General features: G+C 51.2%; 22 protein-coding genes and 3 pseudogenes. 14 read left to right on the top strand and 11 right to left on the bottom strand.

The annotated features are described in order from the left end of the window. The first annotated feature begins 58 nt into the window (after window positions 1-58). A complete protein-coding gene (gene ibpB / locus GBAG_RS20280) occupies window positions 59-487 on the top strand; it encodes a small heat shock chaperone IbpB (protein ID WP_034499757.1) in 429 nt (142 codons plus the stop codon). Window positions 488-612: 125 nt separating this feature from the next. Further along, window positions 613-2,268, top strand: coding sequence for a putative transporter (locus tag GBAG_RS20275; protein WP_034499754.1), 1,656 nt, complete (start codon window positions 613-615; stop codon window positions 2,266-2,268). Between the two features lie 19 nt (window positions 2,269-2,287). Here the strand turns inward: GBAG_RS20275 and GBAG_RS20270 are convergent, their stop codons facing one another. Further along, window positions 2,288-2,995, bottom strand: coding sequence for a GntR family transcriptional regulator (locus GBAG_RS20270; protein WP_034499752.1), 708 nt, complete (start codon window positions 2,993-2,995; stop codon window positions 2,288-2,290). Between the two features lie 296 nt (window positions 2,996-3,291). Here GBAG_RS20270 and GBAG_RS20265 point away from each other — a divergent pair, with 296 nt between their 5' ends. Beyond that, window positions 3,292-4,914, top strand: coding sequence for an alpha-glucoside-specific PTS transporter subunit IIBC (locus GBAG_RS20265; RefSeq protein WP_034499750.1), 1,623 nt, complete (start codon window positions 3,292-3,294; stop codon window positions 4,912-4,914). Further along, window positions 4,911-6,233: a 6-phospho-alpha-glucosidase gene (locus GBAG_RS20260; protein ID WP_034499747.1), complete on the top strand. Its 1,323-nt coding sequence runs from the start codon at window positions 4,911-4,913 to the stop codon at window positions 6,231-6,233. The genes GBAG_RS20265 and GBAG_RS20260 overlap by 4 nt, the downstream gene beginning before the upstream one ends. A 96-nt stretch (window positions 6,234-6,329) precedes the next feature. Here the strand turns inward: GBAG_RS20260 and dsdA are convergent, their stop codons facing one another. Further along, entirely contained in the window at window positions 6,330-7,658 is a 1,329-nt protein-coding gene (dsdA, locus tag GBAG_RS20255) for a D-serine ammonia-lyase (protein ID WP_034499745.1), read from the bottom strand. Between the two features lie 18 nt (window positions 7,659-7,676). Continuing rightward, window positions 7,677-8,264 (bottom strand): annotated as a pseudogene (locus GBAG_RS20250) (GntT/GntP/DsdX family permease); the annotation flags it as partial. Between GBAG_RS20250 and GBAG_RS20245 the strand changes: the two are divergent. Both GBAG_RS20245 and GBAG_RS20240 read left to right on the top strand, forming a co-directional pair. Next, window positions 8,256-8,519: pseudogene (locus GBAG_RS20245) on the top strand (DNA-binding transcriptional regulator DsdC); the annotation flags it as partial. The pseudogenes GBAG_RS20250 and GBAG_RS20245 sit on opposite strands and share 9 nt — an antisense overlap. Window positions 8,520-8,614: 95 nt before the next feature. Further along, window positions 8,615-9,427, top strand: coding sequence for a helix-turn-helix domain-containing protein (locus GBAG_RS20240; protein ID WP_051873764.1), 813 nt, complete (start codon window positions 8,615-8,617; stop codon window positions 9,425-9,427). 7 nt (window positions 9,428-9,434) lie between these two features. Here the strand turns inward: GBAG_RS20240 and GBAG_RS20235 are convergent, their stop codons facing one another. Together GBAG_RS20235 and GBAG_RS20230 are read right to left on the bottom strand one after the other, a co-directional pair. Then, on the bottom strand, window positions 9,435-10,727 hold the full coding sequence (locus tag GBAG_RS20235) for a BNR repeat-containing protein (RefSeq protein ID WP_051873763.1): 1,293 nt from the start codon (window positions 10,725-10,727) through the stop codon (window positions 9,435-9,437). After that, window positions 10,727-11,998, bottom strand: coding sequence for an MFS transporter (locus tag GBAG_RS20230; protein ID WP_034499740.1), 1,272 nt, complete (start codon window positions 11,996-11,998; stop codon window positions 10,727-10,729). The genes GBAG_RS20235 and GBAG_RS20230 overlap by 1 nt, the downstream gene beginning before the upstream one ends. A gap of 330 nt (window positions 11,999-12,328) precedes the next feature. Here GBAG_RS20230 and GBAG_RS20225 point away from each other — a divergent pair, with 330 nt between their 5' ends. The 3 genes from GBAG_RS20225 to GBAG_RS20215 all read left to right on the top strand — a co-directional run bounded on the left by GBAG_RS20225 (window position 12,329) and on the right by GBAG_RS20215 (window position 14,708). Next, complete coding sequence (locus GBAG_RS20225; RefSeq protein ID WP_410373342.1) at window positions 12,329-13,066, top strand: basic amino acid ABC transporter substrate-binding protein; 738 nt, start codon at window positions 12,329-12,331, stop codon at window positions 13,064-13,066. Between the two features lie 168 nt (window positions 13,067-13,234). Then, on the top strand, window positions 13,235-13,999 hold the full coding sequence (locus GBAG_RS20220; RefSeq protein WP_034499738.1) for an amino acid ABC transporter permease: 765 nt from the start codon (window positions 13,235-13,237) through the stop codon (window positions 13,997-13,999). Next, complete coding sequence (locus GBAG_RS20215) at window positions 13,986-14,708, top strand: amino acid ABC transporter ATP-binding protein (protein ID WP_034499910.1); 723 nt, start codon at window positions 13,986-13,988, stop codon at window positions 14,706-14,708. The genes GBAG_RS20220 and GBAG_RS20215 overlap by 14 nt, the downstream gene beginning before the upstream one ends. Before the next feature lie 18 nt (window positions 14,709-14,726). On the opposite strand, the gene emrD is transcribed toward GBAG_RS20215, so the two are convergent. After that, window positions 14,727-15,911, bottom strand: coding sequence for a multidrug efflux MFS transporter EmrD (gene emrD, locus GBAG_RS20210; protein ID WP_034499735.1), 1,185 nt, complete (start codon window positions 15,909-15,911; stop codon window positions 14,727-14,729). A gap of 256 nt (window positions 15,912-16,167) precedes the next feature. On the opposite strand from emrD, the gene GBAG_RS20205 reads away from it, so the two are divergent. Continuing rightward, window positions 16,168-16,515, top strand: coding sequence for a DUF6404 family protein (locus tag GBAG_RS20205; protein ID WP_034499733.1), 348 nt, complete (start codon window positions 16,168-16,170; stop codon window positions 16,513-16,515). Between the two features lie 49 nt (window positions 16,516-16,564). Here the strand turns inward: GBAG_RS20205 and GBAG_RS22865 are convergent, their stop codons facing one another. Further along, window positions 16,565-16,654, bottom strand: a complete 90-nt coding sequence (locus tag GBAG_RS22865) for a type I toxin-antitoxin system toxin TisB (protein ID WP_134185952.1) — start codon at window positions 16,652-16,654, stop codon at window positions 16,565-16,567. A 431-nt stretch (window positions 16,655-17,085) separates the two neighbouring features. After that, window positions 17,086-17,388, bottom strand: a complete 303-nt coding sequence (locus tag GBAG_RS20200) for a hypothetical protein (RefSeq protein ID WP_034499730.1) — start codon at window positions 17,386-17,388, stop codon at window positions 17,086-17,088. Between the two features lie 199 nt (window positions 17,389-17,587). Between GBAG_RS20200 and GBAG_RS20195 the strand changes: the two genes are divergently transcribed. Beyond that, window positions 17,588-18,205: a hypothetical protein gene (locus GBAG_RS20195; protein ID WP_034499727.1), complete on the top strand. Its 618-nt coding sequence runs from the start codon at window positions 17,588-17,590 to the stop codon at window positions 18,203-18,205. 56 nt (window positions 18,206-18,261) lie between these two features. Here the strand turns inward: GBAG_RS20195 and GBAG_RS20190 are convergent, their stop codons facing one another. After that, window positions 18,262-18,924, bottom strand: coding sequence for an OmpA family lipoprotein (locus GBAG_RS20190; protein ID WP_034499724.1), 663 nt, complete (start codon window positions 18,922-18,924; stop codon window positions 18,262-18,264). Window positions 18,925-19,090: 166 nt separating this feature from the next. Here GBAG_RS20190 and GBAG_RS20185 point away from each other — a divergent pair, with 166 nt between their 5' ends. Further along, on the top strand, window positions 19,091-21,421 hold the full coding sequence (locus GBAG_RS20185; RefSeq protein WP_034499721.1) for a molybdopterin guanine dinucleotide-containing S/N-oxide reductase: 2,331 nt from the start codon (window positions 19,091-19,093) through the stop codon (window positions 21,419-21,421). Here GBAG_RS20185 and GBAG_RS20180 read toward each other — a convergent pair. Both GBAG_RS20180 and tag read right to left on the bottom strand, forming a co-directional pair. Further along, the gene (locus GBAG_RS20180) at window positions 21,390-21,830 is read right to left on the bottom strand and encodes an N-acetyltransferase (RefSeq protein ID WP_034499719.1); all 441 of its coding nucleotides are present in this window, start codon (window positions 21,828-21,830) and stop codon (window positions 21,390-21,392) included. The two genes, GBAG_RS20185 and GBAG_RS20180, sit on opposite strands and share 32 nt — an antisense overlap. Then, a complete protein-coding gene (tag, locus tag GBAG_RS20175) occupies window positions 21,827-22,390 on the bottom strand; it encodes a DNA-3-methyladenine glycosylase I (protein WP_034499717.1) in 564 nt (187 codons plus the stop codon). Before tag ends, GBAG_RS20180 begins: the two co-directional genes overlap by 4 nt. Window positions 22,391-22,530: 140 nt before the next feature. Here tag and GBAG_RS20170 point away from each other — a divergent pair, with 140 nt between their 5' ends. Continuing rightward, window positions 22,531-23,247 carry an autotransporter domain-containing protein gene (locus tag GBAG_RS20170; protein WP_034499715.1) on the top strand — a complete coding sequence of 239 codons (717 nt, stop codon included), beginning with the start codon at window positions 22,531-22,533 and terminating at the stop codon, window positions 23,245-23,247. A gap of 238 nt (window positions 23,248-23,485) precedes the next feature. Next, window positions 23,486-23,754: pseudogene (locus GBAG_RS20165) on the top strand (oxalate/formate antiport family MFS transporter); the annotation flags it as partial.

Here is a 23,754-nt window from a genome sequence, read left to right as displayed (position 1 = left end):
ACAACCCTGAATCTTGAAGGGCGATGGGTAAAACTCGCTTCATAGAAGGAGAATAACTATGCGTAACTACGATTTATCACCTCTGCTGCGTCAATGGATCGGTTTTGACAAATTGGCTAACGCCTTACAAACCAGCAGCGAAGGTCAGACATTCCCGCCTTACAATATTGAAAAAGGCGATGACAACCATTACCGCATTACGCTTGCGCTGGCAGGGTTCCGCCAGGAAGATCTCGAAATCGAGCTGGAAGGCACGCGTCTGCATGTAAAAGGGACGCCGGTAAAATCTGAAAAAGAGACCACCTGGCTGCATCAGGGGTTAGTGACTCAGCCATTTAACCTGAGCTTCACCCTCGCGGAATACATGAAAGTTTCCGGCGCGACCTTTACCAACGGTCTGCTGCACATCGACCTGGTACGCGAAATTCCGGAAGAAGTCGCACCGAAACGCATCGCCATCAGTGAACGCCCGGCGCTTAATAGTTAATAGTAGTAATCCCCTTTTGAGGCCCCATTTTATGGGGCCTTTTTTGTGCTCTGCACCCCATTAACTCCCCTGCCTCTCTGCCAGAATCCTTGTTAACAATAATGTTATTCACAGGGAATTCTTAAATGAGTGGAATAGCGTTAACCGTCAGTATGTTGGCATTGGTCGCAGTCGTGGGCTTGTGGATTGGTAACATCAAAATTCGCGGCGTTGGGTTTGGCATCGGAGGTGTGTTGTTCGGCGGGATTATCGTCGGCCATTTTATCAATCAGGCGGGAGTAAACCTGAATGGCGATATGCTTCATTTCATTCAAGAATTTGGCCTGATTCTTTTCGTTTACACCATCGGCATTCAAGTGGGGCCAGGTTTCTTCTCGTCATTACGGGTTTCCGGCCTGCGTCTTAATCTCTTTGCACTGCTCATTGTGGTGATTGGCGCGCTGGTTACGGCACTCATCTATAAAATTTTCGATGTTCCGTTACCGGTGGTGCTTGGGATTTTCTCGGGTGCGGTAACGAATACTCCGGCACTCGGTGCGGGCCAGCAAATTCTGACCGATCTCGGCACACCTGCGGAGTTGGTGGATAAAATGGGGATGAGCTACGCGATGGCCTATCCCTTCGGCATTTGCGGAATTTTGCTCACCATGTGGCTCATTCGTATGGCTTTTCGCATCAATGTCGATCAAGAAGCGCAGCGTTTTGATAGCAGCTCAGGGCAATATCACGCACAACTCCAGACGATGAATATCTGCGTTGCCAACCCGAATCTCAACGGATTACCGATTCAGGATGTTCCGGTACTCAATAGCGACACCATTATCTGCTCGCGCCTGAAACGCGGTGAATTGCTGATGGTTCCGGCGCCTGGCACCATCATTCAAACCGGAGATTTATTGCACCTGGTCGGCCAGGAAAAAGATCTGCACTCCGCATTGCTGGTGATTGGCCAGCAGGTGGATACCTCACTTTCCACACGTGGCACTGATTTACGTGTGGAGCGCGTGGTGGTGACGAACGAGAAAGTGCTCGGCAAGAAAATCCGCGACCTGCATTTAAAACAAAAGTATGACGTGGTGATTTCACGCCTGAATCGTGCGGGCGTCGAGCTGGTTGCCAGCAGCAATGCCAGCCTGCAATTTGGCGATATCCTCAATCTGGTGGGCCGTCCGGAATCCATAGAGGCGGTGGCGGCAGAGGTGGGGAACGCGCAGCAAAAACTCCAGCAGGTGCAAATGCTGCCGGTGTTTATCGGTATTGGGCTTGGCGTGCTGCTCGGATCTATCCCGCTGTTTATTCCGGGCTTCCCGGTTGCACTGCGTCTCGGATTAGCGGGCGGGCCGCTGATTATGGCAATTATCCTGGGGAGAATCGGAAGCATCGGCAAGCTGTATTGGTTTATGCCGCCGAGTGCGAATCTGGCGCTGCGGGAATTGGGGATTGTGCTATTTCTGGCGGTCGTCGGTTTAAAATCTGGCGGTGATTTTATCGGCACCTTGCTGCATGGTGACGGTGTGAGCTGGATTGGCTACGGCATTCTGATTACCGGAATTCCGCTACTGGTCACGGCGTTGGTTGCCCGGCTCCTCGCCAAAATGAATTACCTGACGCTGTGCGGCATGCTGGCCGGTTCGATGACCGATCCGCCCGCTCTGGCCTTCGCAAACGGTTTGCACGCGACCAGTGGTGCCGCAGCACTTTCTTACGCCACGGTTTATCCGTTGGTGATGTTCCTGCGCATTATCACGCCGCAGCTTCTGGCCGTGCTGTTCTGGATGTAATGACGATGAATGCCAGCGCTTACAGGTGTACCCGGCGTAAATGGTAATCCACCTGGTATTCGCTGGCATTGCGGAACATTACGGAATAATTCACATAGTCACCGCTGTCGCTATATGACAGCGATGTGATACGCAGAATGGGAGTTAGCTCATCAATGTTGAGCAATTTCGCCATCTTCTTGTCTGCTAATACTGGCGTCAGGCTTTCATAGTTACCGCACACGATAATGTGGCACTCATCCTCGATATAACTGAATTTTGAACCTTCCAGATGTGCGATGGACAAATTACGGAATAATTTCAACGGCATATAGCTGTCTTCTACCATCAGCGGTTTGCCATCTACCGAGCGCACCCGGCGCGAGAAATAGATCCGTTCATCAATATTAATGCGCAACTGACTGGCGATGGCGGGCGGTGCGGGCATTATCAGAAACTCCAGCACATTACTCACCACCTCTTTGCCCTGGTTGCGCATCACCTCAATAAAACCCGTCAGGTTGCTGGTTTCGTGGTGAACGTCTTTATTCGCCACGTAGGTGCCGCTGCCGTGGCGGCGCACAACTAACCCCCAGCTCACCAGTAAATCTATAGCCTTGCGTAAAGTCATTCTTGATACGCCGAACTCGCTCGCCAGACGCTTTTCAGAAGGCAATGGGCTGCCAATATTGTAATCCGCTGAATTAAGCCGGATGCGTAACCTGTCAGCGATAGATTTGTAGATCACCTGTAGACCTCTTAATGACTTCGCGCTGGGCTTAATAAACCCTCGTTCCATTAATCAATTATTTGATTTAAATGATTTTAATTTCGCATTCACCTAATGAATTAGAAAGGAAAAATCACTGTGTCTAGTTATTAATCAAAAAGTAGACAACTTACACCAAATAAAAACTATGAAAGCGATCACGAATCGGTGCGACGGGCAACGATAAGTCACCTGCGTCTCCCTACTCTCAGTCTCAGGCCAGCGTTAAAAAATAAGGCCATTTACCCTACAGGTTGTTACGTGAGGATTTAAAAATGCTCAGTCAAATACAACGTTTTGGTGGCGCAATGTTTACCCCGGTTTTGTTGTTTCCGTTCGCCGGGATTGTCGTCGGTATCGCCATCATGCTGCGCAATCCGATGTTCGTCGGTGAAGCGCTCACCGCACCCGATAATTTATTCGCGCAAATTGTTCACATTATTGAAGAAGGTGGCTGGACGGTATTCCGTAATATGCCGCTGATTTTTGCCGTCGGCTTACCGATTGGCCTCGCTAAGCAAGCGCAGGGCCGTGCTTGCTTAGCGGTGCTGGTGAGCTTTATGACCTGGAACTACTTCATCAACGCCATGGGGATGACCTGGGGCCATTATTTCGGTGTCGATTTCAACGCCGATCCGGTGGCGGGATCCGGGCTAACCATGATTGCCGGGATCAAAACGCTTGATACCAGCATCATCGGCGCGATTGTTATCTCCGGGTTTGTCACGGCTATCCACAACCGCTATTTCGAAAAACAACTCCCTGTCTTTCTCGGTATCTTCCAGGGCAGTTCATTTGTCGTGATTGTCGCCTTCTTCGCCATGATCCCTTGCGCCTGGTTTACCCTGTTTGGTTGGCCAAAAGTGCAAATGGGCATTGAATCCCTCCAGGAATTCTTGCGCAGCGCCGGTTCGCTTGGCGTCTGGGTGTATACGTTCCTGGAACGCATTCTGATTCCAACCGGCCTGCATCACTTTATCTACGGTCCGTTTATCTTTGGCCCGGCGGTCGTGGAAGGGGGCATTCAGGTTTACTGGGCGCAGCATTTACAGGAGTTCAGCCAAAGCACGCTGCCGCTGAAAACCCTGTTCCCGGAAGGCGGATTTGCGCTGCACGGTAACTCCAAGATATTTGGTTGCCTCGGGATTGCTCTCGCGCTGTACGCCACTTCTGCTCCTGAAAACCGCGTGAAAGTCGCAGGCTTGCTGATACCCGCAACACTCACCGCGATGCTAGTGGGCATTACCGAACCGCTTGAATTTACCTTCCTGTTTATCTCGCCGGTTTTATTTGCCGTCCATGCATTCCTCGCCGCAACGATGGCGACCGTGATGTACATGTGTGGCGTGGTGGGCAACATGGGTGGCGGGCTTCTCGACCAGTTCCTGCCGCAAAACTGGATACCGATGTTCCACAACCACGCGTCGATGATGTTTATCCAGATTGGTATCGGTCTGGCCTTCACCGGCATCTACTTTGTGGTGTTCCGCACCCTAATCTTGCGCTTCAACCTGAAAACGCCAGGCCGTGAAGAGAGTGAGATCAAGCTGTACAGCAAAGCGGATTACCAGGCGTCCCGCAGTCAGACAACGGCTGCTGCCACCAAAGAAACCAAACAAGGCCAGGCTGCTGGCATCCTCGAAGCGCTGGGCGGTACTGGCAACATTCTTAGCGTCAATAACTGTGCGACTCGCTTACGCATCACCCTTGCGGATATGGCGCAGACGCAAAGCGACGACATTTTCAAAGCGCTGGGAGCCCACGGAGTGGTGCGACGCGGCAACGGTATTCAGGTGATTGTGGGCCTGCATGTCCCGCAAGTCCGAGACCAACTTGAAACCCTGATGAAAGACACTTCTTTGACCGAACTTAAATCCATGACGGAGGCAGTATCATGAAAAAATTCTCTGTAGTAGTAGCCGGTGGCGGCAGCACATTCACTCCTGGTATCGTATTGATGTTACTGGCAAACCAGCACCGCTTCCCGCTGCGCGCCCTGAAGTTCTATGACAACGATGGCGCACGTCAGGAAACGATTGCAGAAGCGTGCAAAGTCATCCTCAAAGAGCAGGCTCCTGAAATCGAGTTCAGCTATACCACCGATCCGAAAGAAGCCTTTACCGATGTGGACTTCGTGATGGCGCACATCCGTGTGGGTAAGTACCCGATGCGTGAAAAAGACGAGAAAATCCCACTGCGCCACGGTGTACTGGGTCAGGAAACCTGCGGTCCAGGCGGGATTGCCTACGGCATGCGCTCCATCGGCGGGGTATTAGAGCTGGTTGATTTCATGGAAAAATATTCGCCAAACGCCTGGATGCTTAACTATTCCAACCCGGCGGCGATTGTGGCTGAAGCCACGCGTAAACTGCGTCCGAACGCGAAGATTCTCAACATTTGCGATATGCCAATCGGCATTGAAAGCCGCATGGCGCAAATCGCTGGCCTGAAAGATCGTAAAGAGATGCGCGTACGTTATTACGGCCTCAACCACTTTGGCTGGTGGACATCAATCGAGGATAAAAATGGCAATGATTTGATGTCGAAGATCCGCGAACATGTGGCTAAATTTGGTTATGTTCCACCATCAGATGAGCATGGGACTGAAGCAAGCTGGAATGACACATTCTCTAAAGCAAAAGACGTATGGGCTTTAGACCCGAGCACCTTCCCGAATACTTACCTGAAATATTATCTGTTCCCGGATTATGTGGTTGAGCACTCCAACCCGGAACACACTCGCGCCAACGAAGTGATGGAACACCGCGAAAAACATGTGTTTGGTTCCTGTAATGCCATCATTCAGGCCGGGAAATCATCGGCTGGGGAACTTGAGATTGACGAACATGCGTCGTACATCGTCGATCTGGCGGCGGCAATTGCCTTTAACACACAAGAACGCATGCTTTTGATTGTGCCGAACAACGGCGCGATTAATAACTTTGACCCGGAAGCGATGGTCGAAATTCCATGTCTGGTCGGTAAAAGCGGGCCGGAACCGCTGGTTGTCGGCAACATTCCGCAATTCCAGAAAGGGTTGATGAGCCAGCAGGTGGCGGTAGAAAAACTGGTGGTCGAAGCCTGGGAAGAAGGCTCTTACGTGAAGTTATGGCAGGCGATTACGCTGTCTAAAACCGTGCCAAGTGCATCGGTTGCCAAAGCTATTCTTGATGATTTGATTGAGGCAAACAAAGAGTACTGGCCTGAGTTGAAATAGGTTAGTAGGGTGTGGGTCGCCCTCACCCTAACCCTCTCCCACAGGGAGAGGGAACTGTTCGGTTTTCTCCCTCACCTGGGGGTGAGGGCTCTGTAATTACTTCGCTTTTGCCAGATACTGCGCCATCTCTGCTTCTGGCACCATGCCACCGCCCGTCGCCCAAACGATATGCGTGGCGTTTTGTAGCTGTTCAGCGGTGAAACCGTGCATCTGATGGTAAGCCGTATCCGCACTGATGTGCAGCGGGCCAGGCATTCCTGCTAATGCGGAAGGCTCAAGGCGAATATTCTCTTCATCTGCAAGCCAGCCGAGTAGCGTATACATCGTCTGATCTTCAAGAGTATAGAAACCGTCGAGCAAGCGCTGCATCGCACGCCCGACAAAACCGGATGCACGCCCCACCGCCAGGCCATCTGCGGCAGTAACATTATCAATGCCTAAATCCTGCACGGAAATTGTGTCATGCAGGCCGGTGTAAACGCCCAGCAGCATGCATGGCGAGTGAGTCGGCTCGGCGAAAATGCAGTGAACGTGATCGCCGAACGCCATTTTCAGACCAAATGCTACGCCGCCAGGGCCGCCGCCTACACCGCACGGCAGATAAACAAACAGCGGATGCTGTTCATCCACAACGCGTCCGAGCTGCGCGAACTGGTCTTTCAAGCGCTGGCCAGCAACCGAATAGCCGAGGAATAATGTGCGCGAGTTTTCGTCGTCGATAAAGAAACAATTCGGGTCGGATTCAGCGGCTTTACGACCTTGTTCAACGGCGACACCGTAATCTTCTTCGTACTCCACAACCGTCACGCCGTGGCTGCGCAATTTGGCTTTCTTCCAGGCGCGGGCGTCGGCAGACATATGCACGGTGACGTTAAAACCAATGCGCGCGCTCATTATTCCGATGGATAACCCCAGGTTGCCGGTTGAACCCACGGCAATGCTGTATTTGCTGAAAAATTCTTTAAATTCAGCCGTCAATAGCTTGCTGTAATCGTCTTCGGTGGTCAGCAACCCGGCTGCAATCGCCAGTTTTTCGGCGTGAGTCAGAACTTCATAAATCCCGCCACGCGCTTTGATCGAACCTGAAATCGGCAGATGACTGTCTTTTTTGAGCCACATCTGGCCGCCAATCACCTGCTTAAACTCTTTCTCCAGGCGCTTTTGCATCGCCGGAATCGCCACCATTTCTGATTCGATAATCCCGTTGGTGGCGGCTGTTTCTGGAAACGCCTGCGACAGATAAGGTGCGAAACGCGTCAGACGGGCGTGCGCATCCTGAATATCTTCAGCCGTCAGACCGACGTACGGCAAGCCTTCGGCAAGCGTGGTGGTTTGCGGGTTAAACCAGCGTGTTTCTTGCAGCGCAACTAAATCGCGAACCAGGGGAAACTGTTGAATCAATGTGTTTATTTCAGCGTTTTTCATAAGACAATCTCTTTGCGCTTAAATGATAAAGGAAAGCAGGAACGTTGCGCCCAGTGCCAACACAGAGGCGATAAAAGTCGCCGTTGTATAGTATTTGAATGTTTCGTTGAGTGTCGCGCCGCAATACTGTTTCACCAGCCAGAACAGCGAATCAGTCACGATGGTGCAACCAATCGCGCCGGCACCGATAGCAATGGTGATAATCTCCGGGCTAACGTTGGGATAAAGCGGCAGCATCGGGGCGACAATCGCGGTAGCTCCCATCATGGCGACCGTTGCCGAGCCGACAGCCGCATGCAGAATTAGCGCGACCAGCCAGGCCAGCAAAATCGGGTGCATATGCAAATTCGACAGCAATACCGCCAGTGAATCAGCCAGGCCACTGGTTTTCAGAATCGCGTTAAACGCACCACCCGCACCGATAATCAGCAAAATATTGGCAATAGAAGCAAAGCCATTTTCGGTATGCGTCAGGAGTTTGCTCATCCCGATATGCTGGCGTATCCCAAGCACGTAATAGGCGACAAACACCGCAATAAACATGGCGGTAATCGGGTTGCCGATAAACTCCAGCAGCGTATACAACGTACCGCTTTTCGCCATATCTCCGTTGATTTACCGCCTTCTTCTGGCATTGGTTTTGACCGCTCAGACTTAGCGGTGATTGCCGCTGTGAACCAGGTGGGCGTGGCAATGGGACGGAAAAGACTGGTGCAAAAACGTATCGACAAGGGCGAGCTGGTGGCCCCATTTGGAGACATGATCCTGAAATGCCATCAGCATTACTACGCCACCACACTTCCTGGGCGGCAGTGGCCTAAAATTGAAGCGTTTATTCAGTGGATGCAGTCACAAGTTTGATTTTTAGATTGATGCTGGGTGGCAATGACGCGAAGGTAATGCGCTGCCAGACATGATAATTCTGCCTGCTTCTCCTGAAAACTGGTGAGGTAGACATGCCACTGATTCTTCCCCGTGACACCCATTTTCACCATCCGCTGGAAAAGGTGATGTTCCATTTTTGGCAACCGGAAAGCAGCATCAGTCTTGAGCATACTCACGAATATAGTGAGCTATTTTTGGTTGAAAGTGGCAGTGGGATACATGTTTGTAATGAGAAGCCTTATTTACTGACTTCCGGCATGCTCTGTTACCTTAATCGCCAGGATTATCATCTGTTTGAGGCGATGAAAGATCTAAAGCAAATCAATTTTCTATATCTCGGTCGTGACCAATTCAATGTGCTAAAAAACATCGCACATTTGCTACCTGACACTGAGGAAAGCCATGTCTGGCAAATTGATAACCGCATCATGCTGCGCATCATTGAGCGCTTGGGGAGTTTTAAAGAACTGCAATTCGACGATAAATTGATGGCAGAGAGCCACAAAGAGATGATTTTTCTTGAAGTGCTGCATACGCTACGCCAGTGGCGTTATAAAACACAGGATTTCCACTCAAGTGATGACCGCCTCAGTCAGATGATTATTTATTTGAATAGCCATTATGCGCAGTCGCTAGATATCGACCAACTTTGCCAACAGTTTGGTATGGCGCGTCGTACTTTGCAGCGTGCATTTGTGCAATACACGGGCATCTCGCCGCAGCAATACCTTTCGTTATTGCGTCTGTTACAGGCAAAGTATTGGCTGCGTTTTTCAGACCAAAGCGTGGGGGATGTGGCAGGTAAGTGCGGTTTCAGCGATATCAGTCACTTTTCCAGAAGCTTCCGCAAGCAGTTTGGGATATCGCCGAATCAGTGTCGGTAGGCTGACCTTACGTTAACTCCAGCACTTCCAGCTCAGTGGGCTTTGTCACCGTATCATGTGGTACATCGCGGAAAATCGGCAATGCTTCCCAACGCAGCCAGTAACGCGATTGCGGTGAATAATCGCTGTTTAATGCAGCCATAATCTGAACTTCGGCATCGGGATGCGTTTCTTGATGAGGTCGCCAGAACGCTTCCGGTATCAGACTTTCCAGCGGTTTGGTTTCCACTATACGTAAATTCTCTTCGTCGATAATCCAGATACCCTTACCGGTCCACAGCGACGTCCACTCGACCTCCAGCATTTCATTGCCTACGGCTCGTGGTGCTGAAAGCGTGATATCTGGCGGAATCGAGCCGCCGCCGCTGAAATCCCAGCGAAATGTCCATTGGCTTAGCTGCTCTTTTTGCCAGTGGCATTTGTCGTCCGGCCTTGCGAGCCAGGCCTGGGAATGGCCGGCTGCATCATAGCGATGGAAAATCAGCACTACCCGGCCCTGATTATCAAAACCGACTTCCTGAACCATATTAATCAGCCCGTCGCCGATACCGGCATTATCCACAATTTCGCCACTGCAACGTGATATGGGCAATGCCAACGGTGTACCGTCTGATTTTTCCCAATGGATCAAGTCGCGGCTGCGTGCATAAGAGAGATTATTGTTGGTTTCACAATGAGGTGATTCGCGCCACATCCATACCATATGCCAGTAGTTGTCAGGGCCTTGTACTGGCTGGCGAGCATAACCGTTGCGTGCGCCTTCTCCGTTAAGCAGTGGCGTGTCTAATAAACGCGTCCACTGCTGTGTTTGAGGCTGATAGACGTTATAAATATCATCACCATTGCCGCTACACCCATCGCGATAGCGGAACAGCAAGCGCCCCTGATTATCTTTAAAAAATACGGGGTAAGTGGTGCGGTTTTCCCGGTCACCAACCATGTGTGGAACGCAACGTAGCGACGTAATATCCAGTGGTTTCTCTGAGCGAAAATAGATCAGCGGGTCAACATGCATATTGCCAGCCAGGTGTATAAACCCGGCACTATCTATCGCCATGGTCAGATAATTGTGGGAATCAAAATCGGTGAAATGCGCAGGGCGCTTTCGTTCGTCTATCCAAAACCCTTCTGGTTGAAACTGTGTCCAGTTGCCATCAGGCAGTGCCCGGTTTCCCACGGTAAGGCGATGATTTTCATCATACCAGGCGGCAAACTGTTGGTTTCCATGGTTCATTAGGCAAAACAAAACGGTGAAATCGGCACAGGCTTTGCCTGGCGTTACTGAGGTGAGACATGGCATCACAGACTCTCCTGAAGGGATAAATGTTGTTTGTTACGCAGAAAATAAACGGCCAGCACAATCGCGCCGATGGGATGCAAAGTTGCCCCGATATACACCGGTAGCGAATAGCCGAAATGGTCGATAATCGTGCCGACAAAGCCGTTGAAAATAATGGAGGTGACACCTCCTAACGCGCTCATCACCCCGATAGCGGTAGCAATGGCAATGCGTGGGGCAAGGCCGCCCATCATAATGGTCGCCATGCTCAGCCAGGCTGTACACATGAAGTTAATGATCGTCATGATGGCCACCGCAGCATACGGATTCGTCATTGAAGGCAGCAGGAAAACGAGAGGCGACAAACAAGTCACTGACCAGATAATGGTGAGCCTTGCGCGTGTGGAACTCATTCCGCGAGCGACTAATCTGTCCGACATCCAGCACGCTGCCAGCACACCAAACACAGCTACCAGCGGCGGGAACCACATCATTTTGCCAACCTGTGCCAGCGTCATACCAATCTTTTCCTGCATAAACCCAACCTGCCAATACTGATAAAAGAACCAGAACGGGTCGGTGAGTAAGCGGGCTATGAGTAGCGCCCAAATGGGTTTTGAGGTCAGCACCATTTTGTAACGCTGCAAAAGTGGCACGTTCGCCGAGTTTTCGTGGGGGACTTCTTCTACAGCGGCTGGCGTACGGCGGCTGGAATAAAACCACATCAGCCCAACAACGACTCCTGCGATTGCCGGAATAAAGAATGCCCAGCGCCAGCCTGTGGATAGCGTTACCCAGGCGACAAATGGCGGGGCTAGAATCAGGCCAAGGGACTGGATGATATTGGTGAGTTGGAAGGCAAAGGCGCGTTTTTCTGCCTTAAACCAGGTAAAAACTGCGAGTGTTAAGGCCGGGACAATGCCGGACTCTGCCAGCCCCAGCAATACTCGCCCGGCGATCAGACCGTTAAGCGAAGTAGACATGCCGGTAATCAGCGTGGCAATTGACATCACGACCATCAGCGCGCTCAACACATAACGGCTGCCAAAACGGTCAACGATGCCGCCAACGATGAAGTACATCAAGGTATAAGGGATCATAAATGCGCTGATCAGTATTGAGTAATCGGTATTACTCAGGCTGAGTTCATGCATCAATGTGGTTTTTAGAATCGAAACAATCTGCCTGTCTAATGAAAAGAAAAACAACACACCGCCAAGTATCAACAGCAGCACCCAAATCAGCATACTGCCGCTATCGCGATGGACATTACTGGTAGCCAGTTGACTCATCATATTCTCCGCTACTTCATTATTTTTTCTGATAAAGCTGGATAAGAGGTCTGGCGAGTATATCGAGGCGTAAACATATCTCTGGCAAGACAACAAGCGGCTGTGAATTACCTCACGTTGATTTGTACGGCTGTGCCATTGTCCTGGTGGAAACGGCACTTTTTACCAGGTTACCTGTCTTTAGCGGGCTGATTCAGAATTACACCTGCAATTATTGGTTGATGCATTTCGTTAAGTTATGTATTTTTATGCAAATTAAATGCATAAATAATTCGTCAGGAGCGTCACATGTTAAGGATGTTTGCCAAGTCAGTTCTTTTAGCCGGGTGCATGGTTTCCACCGTTCTCACTTCCGCCTACGCCGCGCAGCAGACTTATGTGGTCGGCTCTGGCGGCACTTACCGTCCATTTGAATTTGAAAACAGCCAGAAGCAACTGGAAGGCTTCGATATCGACATCATCAAGGCCATCGCAAAAGTGGAAGGCTTTGATATCAAACTGGTTAACACGCCGTGGGAAGGTATTTTCGCCACCCTGAATTCTGGCGATCGCGACATTATTATTTCCGGCATCACCATCACCGACAAGCGTAAAGCAATGGTCGATTTCTCCGCGCCTTACTTCCCGGCAGAGCAATCCATCGTGGTGCCGAACGACTCCAAAGTGGATTCTGTTAACGCGCTCAAAGGTAAGAAAGTTGGCGTGGTGAACTCCAGTGCGGGCGATACCGTAGTGTCCGACACGTTGGGTAAAAACAGCACCGACATCAAACGTTTTGATAACACGCCATTGATGCTGCAAGAGCTGGCTGAAGACGGCATCGACGCGGCTGTTGGTGACGTTGGTGTGGTGAAGTACTACATCAAATCTCACCCGGAAAAAGCCTTGAAAGCCGTTAAAGACGACAAATTTGAACGCCAGTATTTCGGTATCGCGGTCGCAAAAGATAACCAGGAGTTGTTGGGTAAAATTAACTCCGGCCTGAAGAAAATCGTTGCCGATGGGACTTACGCAAAAATCTATTCCACGTGGTTTGATAGCAACGTTCCAACCCTCCCCGCTGAATAATTTGTTATACCCGTTAGCATTCGAGTTGCAGCCAGGCGGCAAGAGAGTAAGTCCCCAGGAGCTTACTTGAGTAAGTGACTGGGGCGAAGGAGCGCAGCCAACACCCCTGCAGCTTGAAGGATAATGGGTATATGACTTGAGGCCGTTTCGGCCCCAACAAGGACAGGTATGACCGGATTTCGCTGGGAGATAATCTCAGAATACGCGCCGCTATTTATGCAAGGTGCGATCATGACCATCAAGTGCACCATCATCTGCGTTATTTTAGGCACCACCTGGGGCTTGTTGCTTGGGCTAGGCCGCATGGCGCACGCCGAAGATGGCCCGTGGAAACACGTGCTGCGTTACGCCGTGCAGTGGCCAGTGCGCGTTTATGTGAGCGCTTTCCGTGGCACGCCATTGTTTGTGCAAATCATGGTGGTTCATTTTGCGCTGGTGCCGCTGTTTATTAACCCGCGTGACGGCATGTTAGTGACCAGCGGACTGATGTCGGTGGATTTCGCACGCATGCTGCGCTCGGAATACGGCGCGTTTCTTTCGTGTGTGGTGGCGATTACGCTGAACGCGGGAGCTTACGTTTCGGAAATTTTCCGCGCCGGTATTCAGTCAATCGACAAAGGCCAGATGGAAGCGTCACGTGCGCTGGGAATGGGCTGGGGAAAAACGATGCGCAAAGTGATTTTGCCGCAGGCGTTCCGCCGCATCCTGCCGCCGTTGGGCAATAACGCTATCGCTATCGTGAAGGATTCTTCACTGGCTTCAGCGATTGGTCTGGCCGATCTGGCTTATGCAGCGCGTACTGTTTCTGGCGCTTATGCGACTTATTGGGAACCATATCTGACAATTTCATTAGTTTATTGGGTTCTGACGTTCCTGCTTTCGCTGATGGTGCAACACATGGAAAAGAGGTTTGGCAAAAGTGATTCACGTTAAAGACTTGCAGAAACAGTTTGGCAAAACCCATGTGCTGCGCGGCATTTCATGTGATATCGCGCCGCAAGAAGTGGTGTGCGTCATTGGTCCATCCGGTTCCGGGAAAAGTACTTTCCTGCGTTGTCTGAACGCGCTGGAAAAACCAGACGGCGGTGAAGTCGTGGTCAACGGTTACGCGGTTCATGACCCGAAAACCAACCTGAATACGCTGCGCTCTGGCGTTGGCATGGTCTTCCAGCGTTTTAACCTGTTCCCACATATGACGGTGCTGGAAAACCTGACGATGGCGCCGATCTCGCTAAAAGGTTTGTCGAAAGCCGAAGCGGTATCACGCGCCGAAAAGCTGCTGCAAAAGGTGGGGTTGATAGACAAGATTGATGCCTGGCCGTCAAGCCTTTCCGGTGGGCAACAGCAACGTGTGGCGATTGCGCGTGCGCTGGCGATGGAGCCGTCGATCATTTTGTTTGATGAGCCAACTTCAGCACTCGACCCTGAACTGGTGGGCGAAGTGCTGGCAGTCATGAAACAGCTGGCGCTGGAAGGGATGACGATGGTTATCGTCACCCACGAAATGGGCTTTGCCCGTGAGGTTGCCGACCGCGTGGTGTTTATCGATCAGGGCGTGATTCAGGAGCAGGGGCCGCCGTCGCAACTGTTCAGTAACCCGACCAACCCGCGCACCAAAGAGTTCTTGAGTAAAGTGCTTTAATTTCGGGTATGGGGAAACTTACACCGTTTCCCCATGCTGCTGAAAACGATGCGCCAGCGGCAACCAGCAGAACAGAATCATCACGCCCATCGCGGTCATTAACATGCCGAGGCTGAATTGCCCGGTTTGTGGCAGCAACGCTGAAAACCACGCCATTGCGCCTGATCCAATATTTTGCAGCCCGCCCACAAGCGCCCCTGCGGTGCCTGCCAGGAACGGGAACGGCTCCATTGCACCGCTGGTCGCCAGCGGGAATAACATACCTGCGCCGAAGAAAAACAGCGCGGCTGGCACCAACAGCGTCCAGATATTCATCACGCCCAGCCAGCCTGGGATCCACATCAGGATGCCAGCAAACAGGCAGCTTAAAACCGCCTGCCACATCAGCGATGAAAAACGCGCGTTTTGCCGCCCGGCATACCAGGAGCCAAAAAAGGCAGCAGGAATCGGCAGAATGAACAGAATACTCACCACCAAGCCGTTAAGCCCCAAAACACCGCCCATCAACACGCCAGAGCAGGCTTCAAATACCGCAACACCGGCAAGACCACCGACCAGCATCAGCAAATAACAATTAAATGAACCGCTGCCGAGCAGCGTTTTATAGCTCGCCATCAGCCGTTGCGGTTTTTCCTGAACTGGGCGCGTTTCCGGCAGCCAGCGCAGCATGCAGAACGCCACAATCATGCACAGCACCAGCAGGAAACCGTAGCAAGCGCGCCACCCCCACACGGAGTCAAGCATTCCGCCAATCACCGGAGCCATGAGTGGGCTAACCAGAATCCCCATATTCAACAAACTGTTAGCAGAGCGAAGCGATGCACCTTCGTAAAGGTCACGTGGCATGGTCCGCGCCATCACGCCCGCAACGCCCGTCCCCATTCCCTGCAGCGCACTGGCAATCACTAACGCGGTTAAATTTGTTGTAAACAGCGCCCACAGGGTGGCGAGGATGAAAATGCTCATGCCGGTAAGAATGACCGGGCGTCGGCCAATACGGTCTGAAATTGGCCCATAGACAAGTTGTGATAAGCCATAGGTCAGCAAATAAGCCGCCATCACCTGCTGGATTGCGCCGCTGCGCACGCCAAAATCGCGAGCCATATCGGGAATTGAGGGGATATAAATGGTTTGCGTCATTTGTCCGACAGCAACCAACAGAATCAACATCATCAGAAGGTGAATATTGGCTAACTTTTTCATTTTCTCAGGTGTTATTTGGGGTGTAGATGCTAATTGTCAGTTTATAAAACTGACTGCGCCAAAAAATCGAGAGGAATCTACCACACAAAGACCATGAAGCCCTATGGCCTGACACCTTTTGAACCAGAGATAAAATGGCAGCCTGTAAAGCCTCAACGGCAATTTTTGTTGCCAGAAATGAGGGATGAGCCTCAGTGTCATCCGATGACGAGATATATCCTTGAAGTTAAAAACTATTATCAGGGGATATGTTGGAATGGATTTTGAAACGAAGAAACAACGTGCGCTCAAATTACTTGCCAAAACAGGGATGTGGAAAAGCACTTATGCCCCACCCTATGTCAATTTGCTCTGGCGTTTTAATTTCAGGTGTCGGCCTCCACATTTTGTTCCTTTTTACATGACTTTCCTGAACTTCAGCCTCTACTTCGGCGTGCTGTGGGGGGGGATTATGTGGTTTCTTCAATGGCGAAATGATGGAGATACTGCTGGAAGTATATTGTTGAAAATAGTGTCGGCAGGAATCACGTTCGGTTTAATAATGACCGTGTATTACGCCTTAAGTCGTTGGTATTACAGATTGCCCGCCTGGAAAGATTTATAAAAGGGAGGCGGTTTCCCGCCTCCCTTTGGTGCGACTTGAAGGCCAGGAATTACTTAAAGTATTTCATGGCGACTTCAAGCAGTTGCAGTAACGCAACCATGAGTTTCAGAAACAAAATAGCCAGTCCCATCAAGCCCATACGCTTTTTCTCCTGTAGTCAGGAGCACTTTCAGCCGACGAGCCTTTCCGCTGCCTGTAGCCTGCTGAATTTGTTGAGGTTACTAGATGCGCTCCTCTGAGGTTAAGGCACTGACGGCACCACCCGTTTCAGCCAGGACTTGAATTGCGCGGCGGTTTGCGGCCTCAGAGCACATCACATTCAACACACTCAGTATATCCATTTTACTGTATAAATAAACAGTAAAAGGGTGAAAATGCGAACAGCTTCGCAAGTGACATTTTTATTGATTGCTCACAATAGCAGCAAGTATTTGCACCGCCGAAGGTTTCGTCGTATATTTTGGAGGTTGAAGTTACTAGATGTGCGAAGCAGTAAAAGCACTAGCAGTAAAAACAAAAGACCTCGCCTCACCAGCGGGGTTTTTTGTTTTTATAAGATATGAAATTTACTTAGTTATAAAACCCTTGTGGAACCGACTGCCCGAAGCCATCGCCGCTGTCGGTGCTGTTATCACGTCGCCCGCGGGCTTCGAGTCTGTCAGCGCGCATTTGTTCGCTTATCTCTCTGCGCTGCTCCGTTGTTAAATTCTCACGGCCATAATAGTGATCCGGATATTGCGAGCGCATGATTAATGCCTCGTTGGTCTCGGTCGGGCTAAGGGTTTTATGCCCGTCATAGCCTGACGTATCAGTCGATGAGCAACCCATAATGGCGAGCGGGATAAGCAATATCAAAGCGTATTTATAAGCCATATCTCTTCCTGAACCAGCACGATGAATAACGAATTCACGCAGCGTATCATGGATAGTTTAGCTGCGACTGTCTGCCGCCACACGATTCGGCGAAATGTTTAAACACACTCTTTCAAGCCACTTTCCTCACCGGTTTTCATTTGCGAATTACCCTTAATAAGCATGCTAATAATTCATGAACTGAATACTGGAGAGAAACATGATTAAGCCTTGTTTTTCCGCTTTGCTGCTCAGTGCACTACTGCTGAGTGCCGGAGTCATGGCCGCTGGGTCTGAAAATGTCATCAGGCCCGTACGCGGCACCATCGACGCGGTGGAGGGGAATACGCTCAAAATCACCACGCGCCAGGGCGACAAGCTCGACGTCGCGCTAACAGATGAAACCAAAGTAAATAGCGTCAGCGAGGCGAAAATCAGTGATATCAAGCCTGATAGCTTTATAGGCACTGCCGCTGTGCAACAGGCGGATGGCACGCTTAAGGCTCTGGAAGTCCATGTTTTTGCACCCAGTTTGCGTGGCTCAGGCGAAGGATTTAATCCCTTTGAATCTGCGGATGGGAATGTGAACACCATGACTAACGGCACCGTAGGTAAGCTGGTGAATAGTCAGGGTCGGACGATGACAGTGAAGGTTAAGGATCAGGAGAAAAAGGTTATCGTGCCAGACGATGTGCCTGTGGTTTTGATTGCCCCGGGCGATCGCAAATTGCTGCAACCGGGTACAAAAGTGGTGCTGCACGTGACAAAAGACGACAAAGGGCAGGTCGTGGTGCGCGGTGTTTCTGCGGGTAAAGACGGGCTGACACCGCCGATGTAAATGCCTGGGTACAAAATATTTCGCCCCGGCACAGCGCCCGGGCGAATTAAAGCCGATTAAGACAGCGGGCTAAGCGTAATTTCTACGCGGCGGTTCTGTGCTTTGCCTTCAGCTGTGCTGTTGCTGGCGATTGGATTTGCCGGGCCAGCCCCTGTGGTACGCACACGGTTTGCGGCCACGCCTTGCGTGATAAGCGCGCTACCCACGCCATCTGCACGTTGCTGTGAGAGCTTCATATTCAGCTCCTGGCTGCCGGTGCTGTCGGTGTAACCCACAACGTTAACCGCAGTTTTTGGATACTCTTTCAGTACCATTGCCACGCCGGTTAAAGTATTTGCACCAGCTGGTTTCAGCGTCGCGCTGCTGCTATCAAAGGTCACATTATTTGGCATGTTCAGCACGATATTGTCGCCATTACGCGTCACACTTACGCCTGTTCCTTGCATTTTGTCGCGAAGTTTAGCTTCCTGCACATCCATGTAGTAACCCACGCCACCACCTAAAGCTGCACCCGCAGCGGCACCAATCAGTGCGCCTTTGCCGCGATCTTTCTTGGATGAGGAAAGTACGCCTACGCCAGCCCCAACCAGCGAGCCGATGCCTGCTCCAATACCTGATTTCCCTGCTTCACGTTCGCCGGTGTAAGGGTTGGTCGTACAACCAGAAACTGCTAACGTGCCGCAAACAATGGCGGCAATCATCATGACGCGTTTTTTCATCTCATTTCCTTTGTGAATTTAATAACTCAACCGCATGATCGGCGGCGGTTGATTATGCAGTGTGAATGTGTAGAAATTTCTATAGAGTCGTCTGAATTTGTAAACTAAATATTGAGTGGCCATCAGGCCGCCACCTGCCCACTACCTGCGACAAGGGGAGCCTGAATTGGCTAATACACTCTCATCAAACAAGAAAATCCTGACCGCCGCCCATTGGGGGCCGATGCTCGTCGAAACTGACGGAGAGCGTGTGCTCACATCCATCGGCGCACTGGAAACCGGCCACGAAAACTCATTGCAAAGCGCCGTTCCGGATCAGGTCCACAGCAAAGCCCGTGTGCAATTTCCCATGGCGCGAAAAGGTTTTCTTGCCTCGCCTGATGCCCCACAAGGTGTGCGTGGCGACGATGAATATGTGCGGATTAGCTGGGATGAGGCGCTGCAACTGATTCACCAGCAGCACCAACGTATTCGTGCCAATTATGGCGCAGCGTCTATTTTTGCGGGTTCTTACGGCTGGCGATCCAATGGCGTGTTCCATAAAGCGGCGACGCTGTTGCAGCGCTATATGAGTCTTGCAGGTGGCTACACCGGGCATCTGGGAGATTATTCAACGGGCGCTGCGCAGGTGATCATGCCGTATGTGGTTGGCTCCAATGAAGTTTATCAGCAGCAAACCAGTTGGCCGTTAGTGCTTGAACATAGCGACGTGGTGGTGCTCTGGAGCGCTAATCCGCTCAACACGTTGAAGATTGCGTGGAACGCCAGTGACGAACAAGGCGTGAAGTTTTTCGAGCAACTGAAAAACAGCGGCAAAACGGTGATCGCCATTGACCCGATGCGCTCGGAAACGGTGGATTTCTTCGGCGAAAATGCCCAGTGGATTGCCCCGAATATGGGGACTGATGTGGCGCTGATGCTGGGTATCGCGCATACGCTGGTGAGACACGGCTGGCACGACACAGAGTTCCTGGCGCGTTGTACGCATGGTTACGACAAATTCGCTGCTTATCTGATGGGCGAATCAGACGGCCAACCGAAAACAGCAACCTGGGCGGCAGAAATTTGCGGCGTGCCTGCGAAAACTATCGAATATCTGGCGCAGTTGTTTAGCAAAAACCGCACCATACTGATGTCCGGCTGGGGCATGCAGCGCCAGCAATACGGTGAGCAAAAACACTGGATGCTGGTGACGCTCGCGGCGATGCTTGGGCAGATTGGCACGCCTGGCGGCGGTTTTGGCCTGTCCTATCATTTTGCGAATGGCGGCAATCCAACGCGGCGCGCGGCGGTGTTAGGGTCTTTGCAGGGGACCGTGGCAAATGGAGCCGATGCCGTAGAAAAAATCCCGGTGGCGCGAATAGTAGAAGCGCTGGAAAACCCCGGTGGTGAGTATCAGCACAACGGGCAACAGAAAATCTTCCCGGATATCCGCATGTTGTGGTGGGCTGGCGGCGGTAATTTCACCCATCACCAGGACACAAACCGCCTGATAAAAGCCTGGCAGAAACCGGAACTGGTGGTGATTTCCGAATGCTTCTGGACGGCGGCGGCAAAGCACGCCGATATTGTCCTACCGATCACCACATCGTTTGAACGCAATGATTTAACGATGACCGGCGATTACAGCAATCAGCATCTGGTGCCGATGAAGCAGGTGGTTGCCCCGCAGGGTGAAGCGCGTAACGATTTCGACGTTTTTGCGGCACTGAGCGCATTGTGGGAAGAGGGCGGCGAGGCGCGTTTCACTGAAAGTAAAACCGAGCTGCAATGGCTGGAAGAGTGCTATGAAATCGCCCGCAAACGCGGTGCGGCGCAGCAGGTGGAATTACCGGACTTTAAAACGTTCTGGGAAAGTAACCAACTGATAGAAATGCCGGAAAGTGAAAAGAATGCCGGTTTTATTCGTTTTGCTGATTTCACGCGCGATCCGCAGGCGAATCCATTAAAAACGCCGAGCGGGAAAATCGAAATTTATTCTGAACGAATCGCCAGTTTTGGTTACGCCGATTGCCCGCCGCATCCGACCTGGCTTGCTCCGGACGAATGGCAAGGCAATGCTGAAGCAGGCCAGCTTCAACTGCTTTCTTCTCACCCGGCGCACCGTCTGCATAGCCAGCTTAACTACGCAGCGTTGCGTGACAAATACGCCATCGCCGGGCGTGAGCCGTTAACGCTGCATCCGCAAGATGCCGCGGCGCGTGGTATTGCTGATGGCGATTTGGTGCGGGTCTGGAATGCCCGAGGGCAGGTGTTGGTGGGGGCGCTGGTGACGGACGGCATTAAACCTGGCGTCGTCTGTATACACGAAGGTGCCTGGCCGGATTTAGATGACCGGAAGCTGTGTAAGAACGGAGCGGTTAACGTGCTGACGCTGGATATTCCGACGTCGCGGCTGGCAAATGGCTGTGCGGCGAACTCCTCGCTGGTATGGGCCGAAAAATATCTCGGCCCGGTGCCGGAGGTTACTGCGTTTTCTCCTCCTGCCAGCTCATAATCCACGTCGGGTGGCGCGTTTCATTTTGCCAGGCGCTTTCTTCAATGCGAAAGCCCTGGCGATGGTAAAAATGCACCGCCCGCTGATTCTTCTGGTAAACCTCGAGGCTCAGTGAGGGGTAAATCTCTTTGACGTGTTCCATCAACGACTGACCCATTCCCTTGCCAATAAAAGGTTCGCTGACAAACAGCGCGCCGATAAACAGTGAATCCAGCACGCTAATAAATCCCACCATTTTGTCCTGATGCTGATAAACCCAGGTTTCAGATTGCGGGATATATACGTTGCGCACGATGGACTCACTTTCGTGCCAGTAGTTTTCGCTAATAAAGGGATGAGCCTGAATAGTGCTGGCAAGCCAGATTTCAATCAGTTCATCCATTTCATCTGGCTGTAAGCGGCGAATCATTTGAGATTATCAGGATGGCAGAAGCAGGTGGTGACATGATCGTTAACCAATCCGCAAGCCTGCATAAACGAGTAGCAAATCGTCGAGCCGACAAACTTGAAGCCGCGTTTTTTCAGCGCTTTTGACAGCGCGTCGGAAGCGGGAGTCATGGCTGGAATCTCACCCAACGTTGCGGCTTTCGTCACTTGCGTCTGATTATCGACAAATGACCAGACGAACTCCGGGAATTTCTCGCCGTTGGCTTCCATCGCCAGGTACGCTTTTGCGTTATTGATGATGGCTTCAATTTTCCCTCGATGGCGAATAATTCCCGCGTCTTGTACTAATACATCGACATCTTCCGGTTGCAGTAATGCCACGGCCTGCGGGTCGAAATTCTTAAAGCACCGACGATAGTTTTCACGCTTTTTCAACACGGTAATCCAGGACAAACCGGCCTGTTGCCCTTCAAGGCAAATCATCTCGAAAAGGTGTTGACCGTCAGTCACCGGCACGCCCCATTCCTTATCGTGGTACGCAATATAGAGCGGGTCCTGGGATACCCATCCACAACGCAACATATGTGTCTCCTTTGATGAAATTTCTCGTGCCAACTTGACGTGCCAGATAAAGAGACAATAGTTAATTCAGGGCTATCCGCAAGCCCGCCAAAAACACAAAAAAATATCGCCGGATTTGGCTCTTTCCTGGAGTCGCTTTAATGAATAAAAACTTTAAACGCAGTGGTCGCCGTGTCACTTTCTCCACGGTGCTGGTTTTGTGTTGCCTGCCCTATGCTACGAATGTATTTGCCTGGCAACAAGAGTATGTCGCCGAAGAAACTTCAGGCGAAGCGCAGGATCGTTATACCTGGGACAGTAATCACCAACCAAGTTATAACGATATTCTCGCAGAAAGGATTAATTCTTCATTTACCTCCCAAAACCAGGAGGGGCTGATGCTCGTTTCTGGTAACGACAGTGTTAACGCTGATAGCTCACATTTGGGTATCGGCTGGAATATCTCTTTGCCTGGAAAAATAACCACCGGGCCGACGGCAAAATATCGTTGGGATGGCTCGTCTACCGGGATTTATAACGAATATGGCGACTCCGCCGTTGCTGCGCAATTTACCGATCAACTCTGGCATGCCAGCGTTTCTACTGTGGGCTGGCGGGTAGATTCATCGGTGGGTTATCTGCGCCCGTGGGCACAGCTCAGTTACAACCATCAATATGGTGAAAATCAGTGGAAAGCGCAGTCCGGGATGCGATCTAACGTTGCAAACGGACAGGATGCGAGCTGGATGGATGTGACTGTGGGGGCGGATATGCCGATTGGTAAAAATATGGCAGCGTTTGCTTCTATGTCACAAGCGGAAGGTTTAGCCACCGGCGAAGCCTATATTTATAATGTGGGTGTGAGTGCCCGTTTCTGATCATTAATTTAACCTTGAACCTGTATATTTAACATCTAATGCTCAATGTTTACGGGCATCAGGTTGATAGTAATCACTAACAAAACGGCTTGTTCAATCCCCGTCCAGGTCATTCATACCCTCTCAGATGCATTTCATTCCGGCTTGAGTGCAACTCATGCCTTTTTCTCCTGGAATAAAATGCACTTCGTTACTCTTGGCAGCAGAAGATTTCTCTTAAATTTTGCGGACATCTGCCATGAATAATGCCTCTTACAACCGTACTCGCTGGTTAACTCTGATCGGCACCATCATTACCCAGTTTGCCCTGGGTTCCGTTTATACCTGGAGCCTGTTTAACAGCGCGCTTTCGCAAAAACTGGATGAGCCAATCAGCCAGGTCGCGTTCTCCTTCGGTTTATTAAGCCTGGGTCTGGCGATTTCCTCCTCTGTTGCGGGCAAATTGCAGGAACGCTTTGGTGTCCGCAAAGTCACCATGGCGGCGGGTGTGTTGCTGGGTGTCGGTTT

Origin of the sequence: Buttiauxella agrestis ATCC 33320 (genome assembly GCF_000735355.1) — a bacterium.
Lineage (GTDB): Bacteria > Pseudomonadota > Gammaproteobacteria > Enterobacterales > Enterobacteriaceae > Buttiauxella > Buttiauxella agrestis.
The sequence above is the reverse complement of the archived record's forward strand: the minus strand, read 5'-3'. Positions and strand labels throughout refer to the sequence as shown.

What these genes read in the sequence shown, in the direction of transcription:
- ibpB (WP_034499757.1), top strand. Translation starts at nt 59, where the DNA reads ATGCGTAACTACGATTTATCACCTCTGCTGCGTCAATGGATCGGTTTT.
- GBAG_RS20275 (WP_034499754.1), top strand. Translation starts at nt 613, where the DNA reads ATGAGTGGAATAGCGTTAACCGTCAGTATGTTGGCATTGGTCGCAGTC.
- GBAG_RS20265 (WP_034499750.1), top strand. Translation starts at nt 3,292, where the DNA reads ATGCTCAGTCAAATACAACGTTTTGGTGGCGCAATGTTTACCCCGGTT.
- GBAG_RS20260 (WP_034499747.1), top strand. Translation starts at nt 4,911, where the DNA reads ATGAAAAAATTCTCTGTAGTAGTAGCCGGTGGCGGCAGCACATTCACT.
- dsdA (WP_034499745.1), bottom strand. Translation starts at nt 7,658, where the DNA reads ATGAAAAACGCTGAAATAAACACATTGATTCAACAGTTTCCCCTGGTT.
- GBAG_RS20240 (WP_051873764.1), top strand. Translation starts at nt 8,615, where the DNA reads ATGCCACTGATTCTTCCCCGTGACACCCATTTTCACCATCCGCTGGAA.
- GBAG_RS20235 (WP_051873763.1), bottom strand. Translation starts at nt 10,727, where the DNA reads ATGCCATGTCTCACCTCAGTAACGCCAGGCAAAGCCTGTGCCGATTTC.
- GBAG_RS20230 (WP_034499740.1), bottom strand. Translation starts at nt 11,998, where the DNA reads ATGAGTCAACTGGCTACCAGTAATGTCCATCGCGATAGCGGCAGTATG.
- GBAG_RS20225 (WP_410373342.1), top strand. Translation starts at nt 12,329, where the DNA reads ATGGTTTCCACCGTTCTCACTTCCGCCTACGCCGCGCAGCAGACTTAT.
- GBAG_RS20220 (WP_034499738.1), top strand. Translation starts at nt 13,235, where the DNA reads ATGACCGGATTTCGCTGGGAGATAATCTCAGAATACGCGCCGCTATTT.
- emrD (WP_034499735.1), bottom strand. Translation starts at nt 15,911, where the DNA reads ATGAAAAAGTTAGCCAATATTCACCTTCTGATGATGTTGATTCTGTTG.
- GBAG_RS20205 (WP_034499733.1), top strand. Translation starts at nt 16,168, where the DNA reads ATGGATTTTGAAACGAAGAAACAACGTGCGCTCAAATTACTTGCCAAA.
- GBAG_RS22865 (WP_134185952.1), bottom strand. Translation starts at nt 16,654, where the DNA reads ATGGGCTTGATGGGACTGGCTATTTTGTTTCTGAAACTCATGGTTGCG.
- GBAG_RS20200 (WP_034499730.1), bottom strand. Translation starts at nt 17,388, where the DNA reads ATGGCTTATAAATACGCTTTGATATTGCTTATCCCGCTCGCCATTATG.
- GBAG_RS20195 (WP_034499727.1), top strand. Translation starts at nt 17,588, where the DNA reads ATGATTAAGCCTTGTTTTTCCGCTTTGCTGCTCAGTGCACTACTGCTG.
- GBAG_RS20190 (WP_034499724.1), bottom strand. Translation starts at nt 18,924, where the DNA reads ATGAAAAAACGCGTCATGATGATTGCCGCCATTGTTTGCGGCACGTTA.
- GBAG_RS20180 (WP_034499719.1), bottom strand. Translation starts at nt 21,830, where the DNA reads ATGATTCGCCGCTTACAGCCAGATGAAATGGATGAACTGATTGAAATC.
- tag (WP_034499717.1), bottom strand. Translation starts at nt 22,390, where the DNA reads ATGTTGCGTTGTGGATGGGTATCCCAGGACCCGCTCTATATTGCGTAC.
- GBAG_RS20170 (WP_034499715.1), top strand. Translation starts at nt 22,531, where the DNA reads ATGAATAAAAACTTTAAACGCAGTGGTCGCCGTGTCACTTTCTCCACG.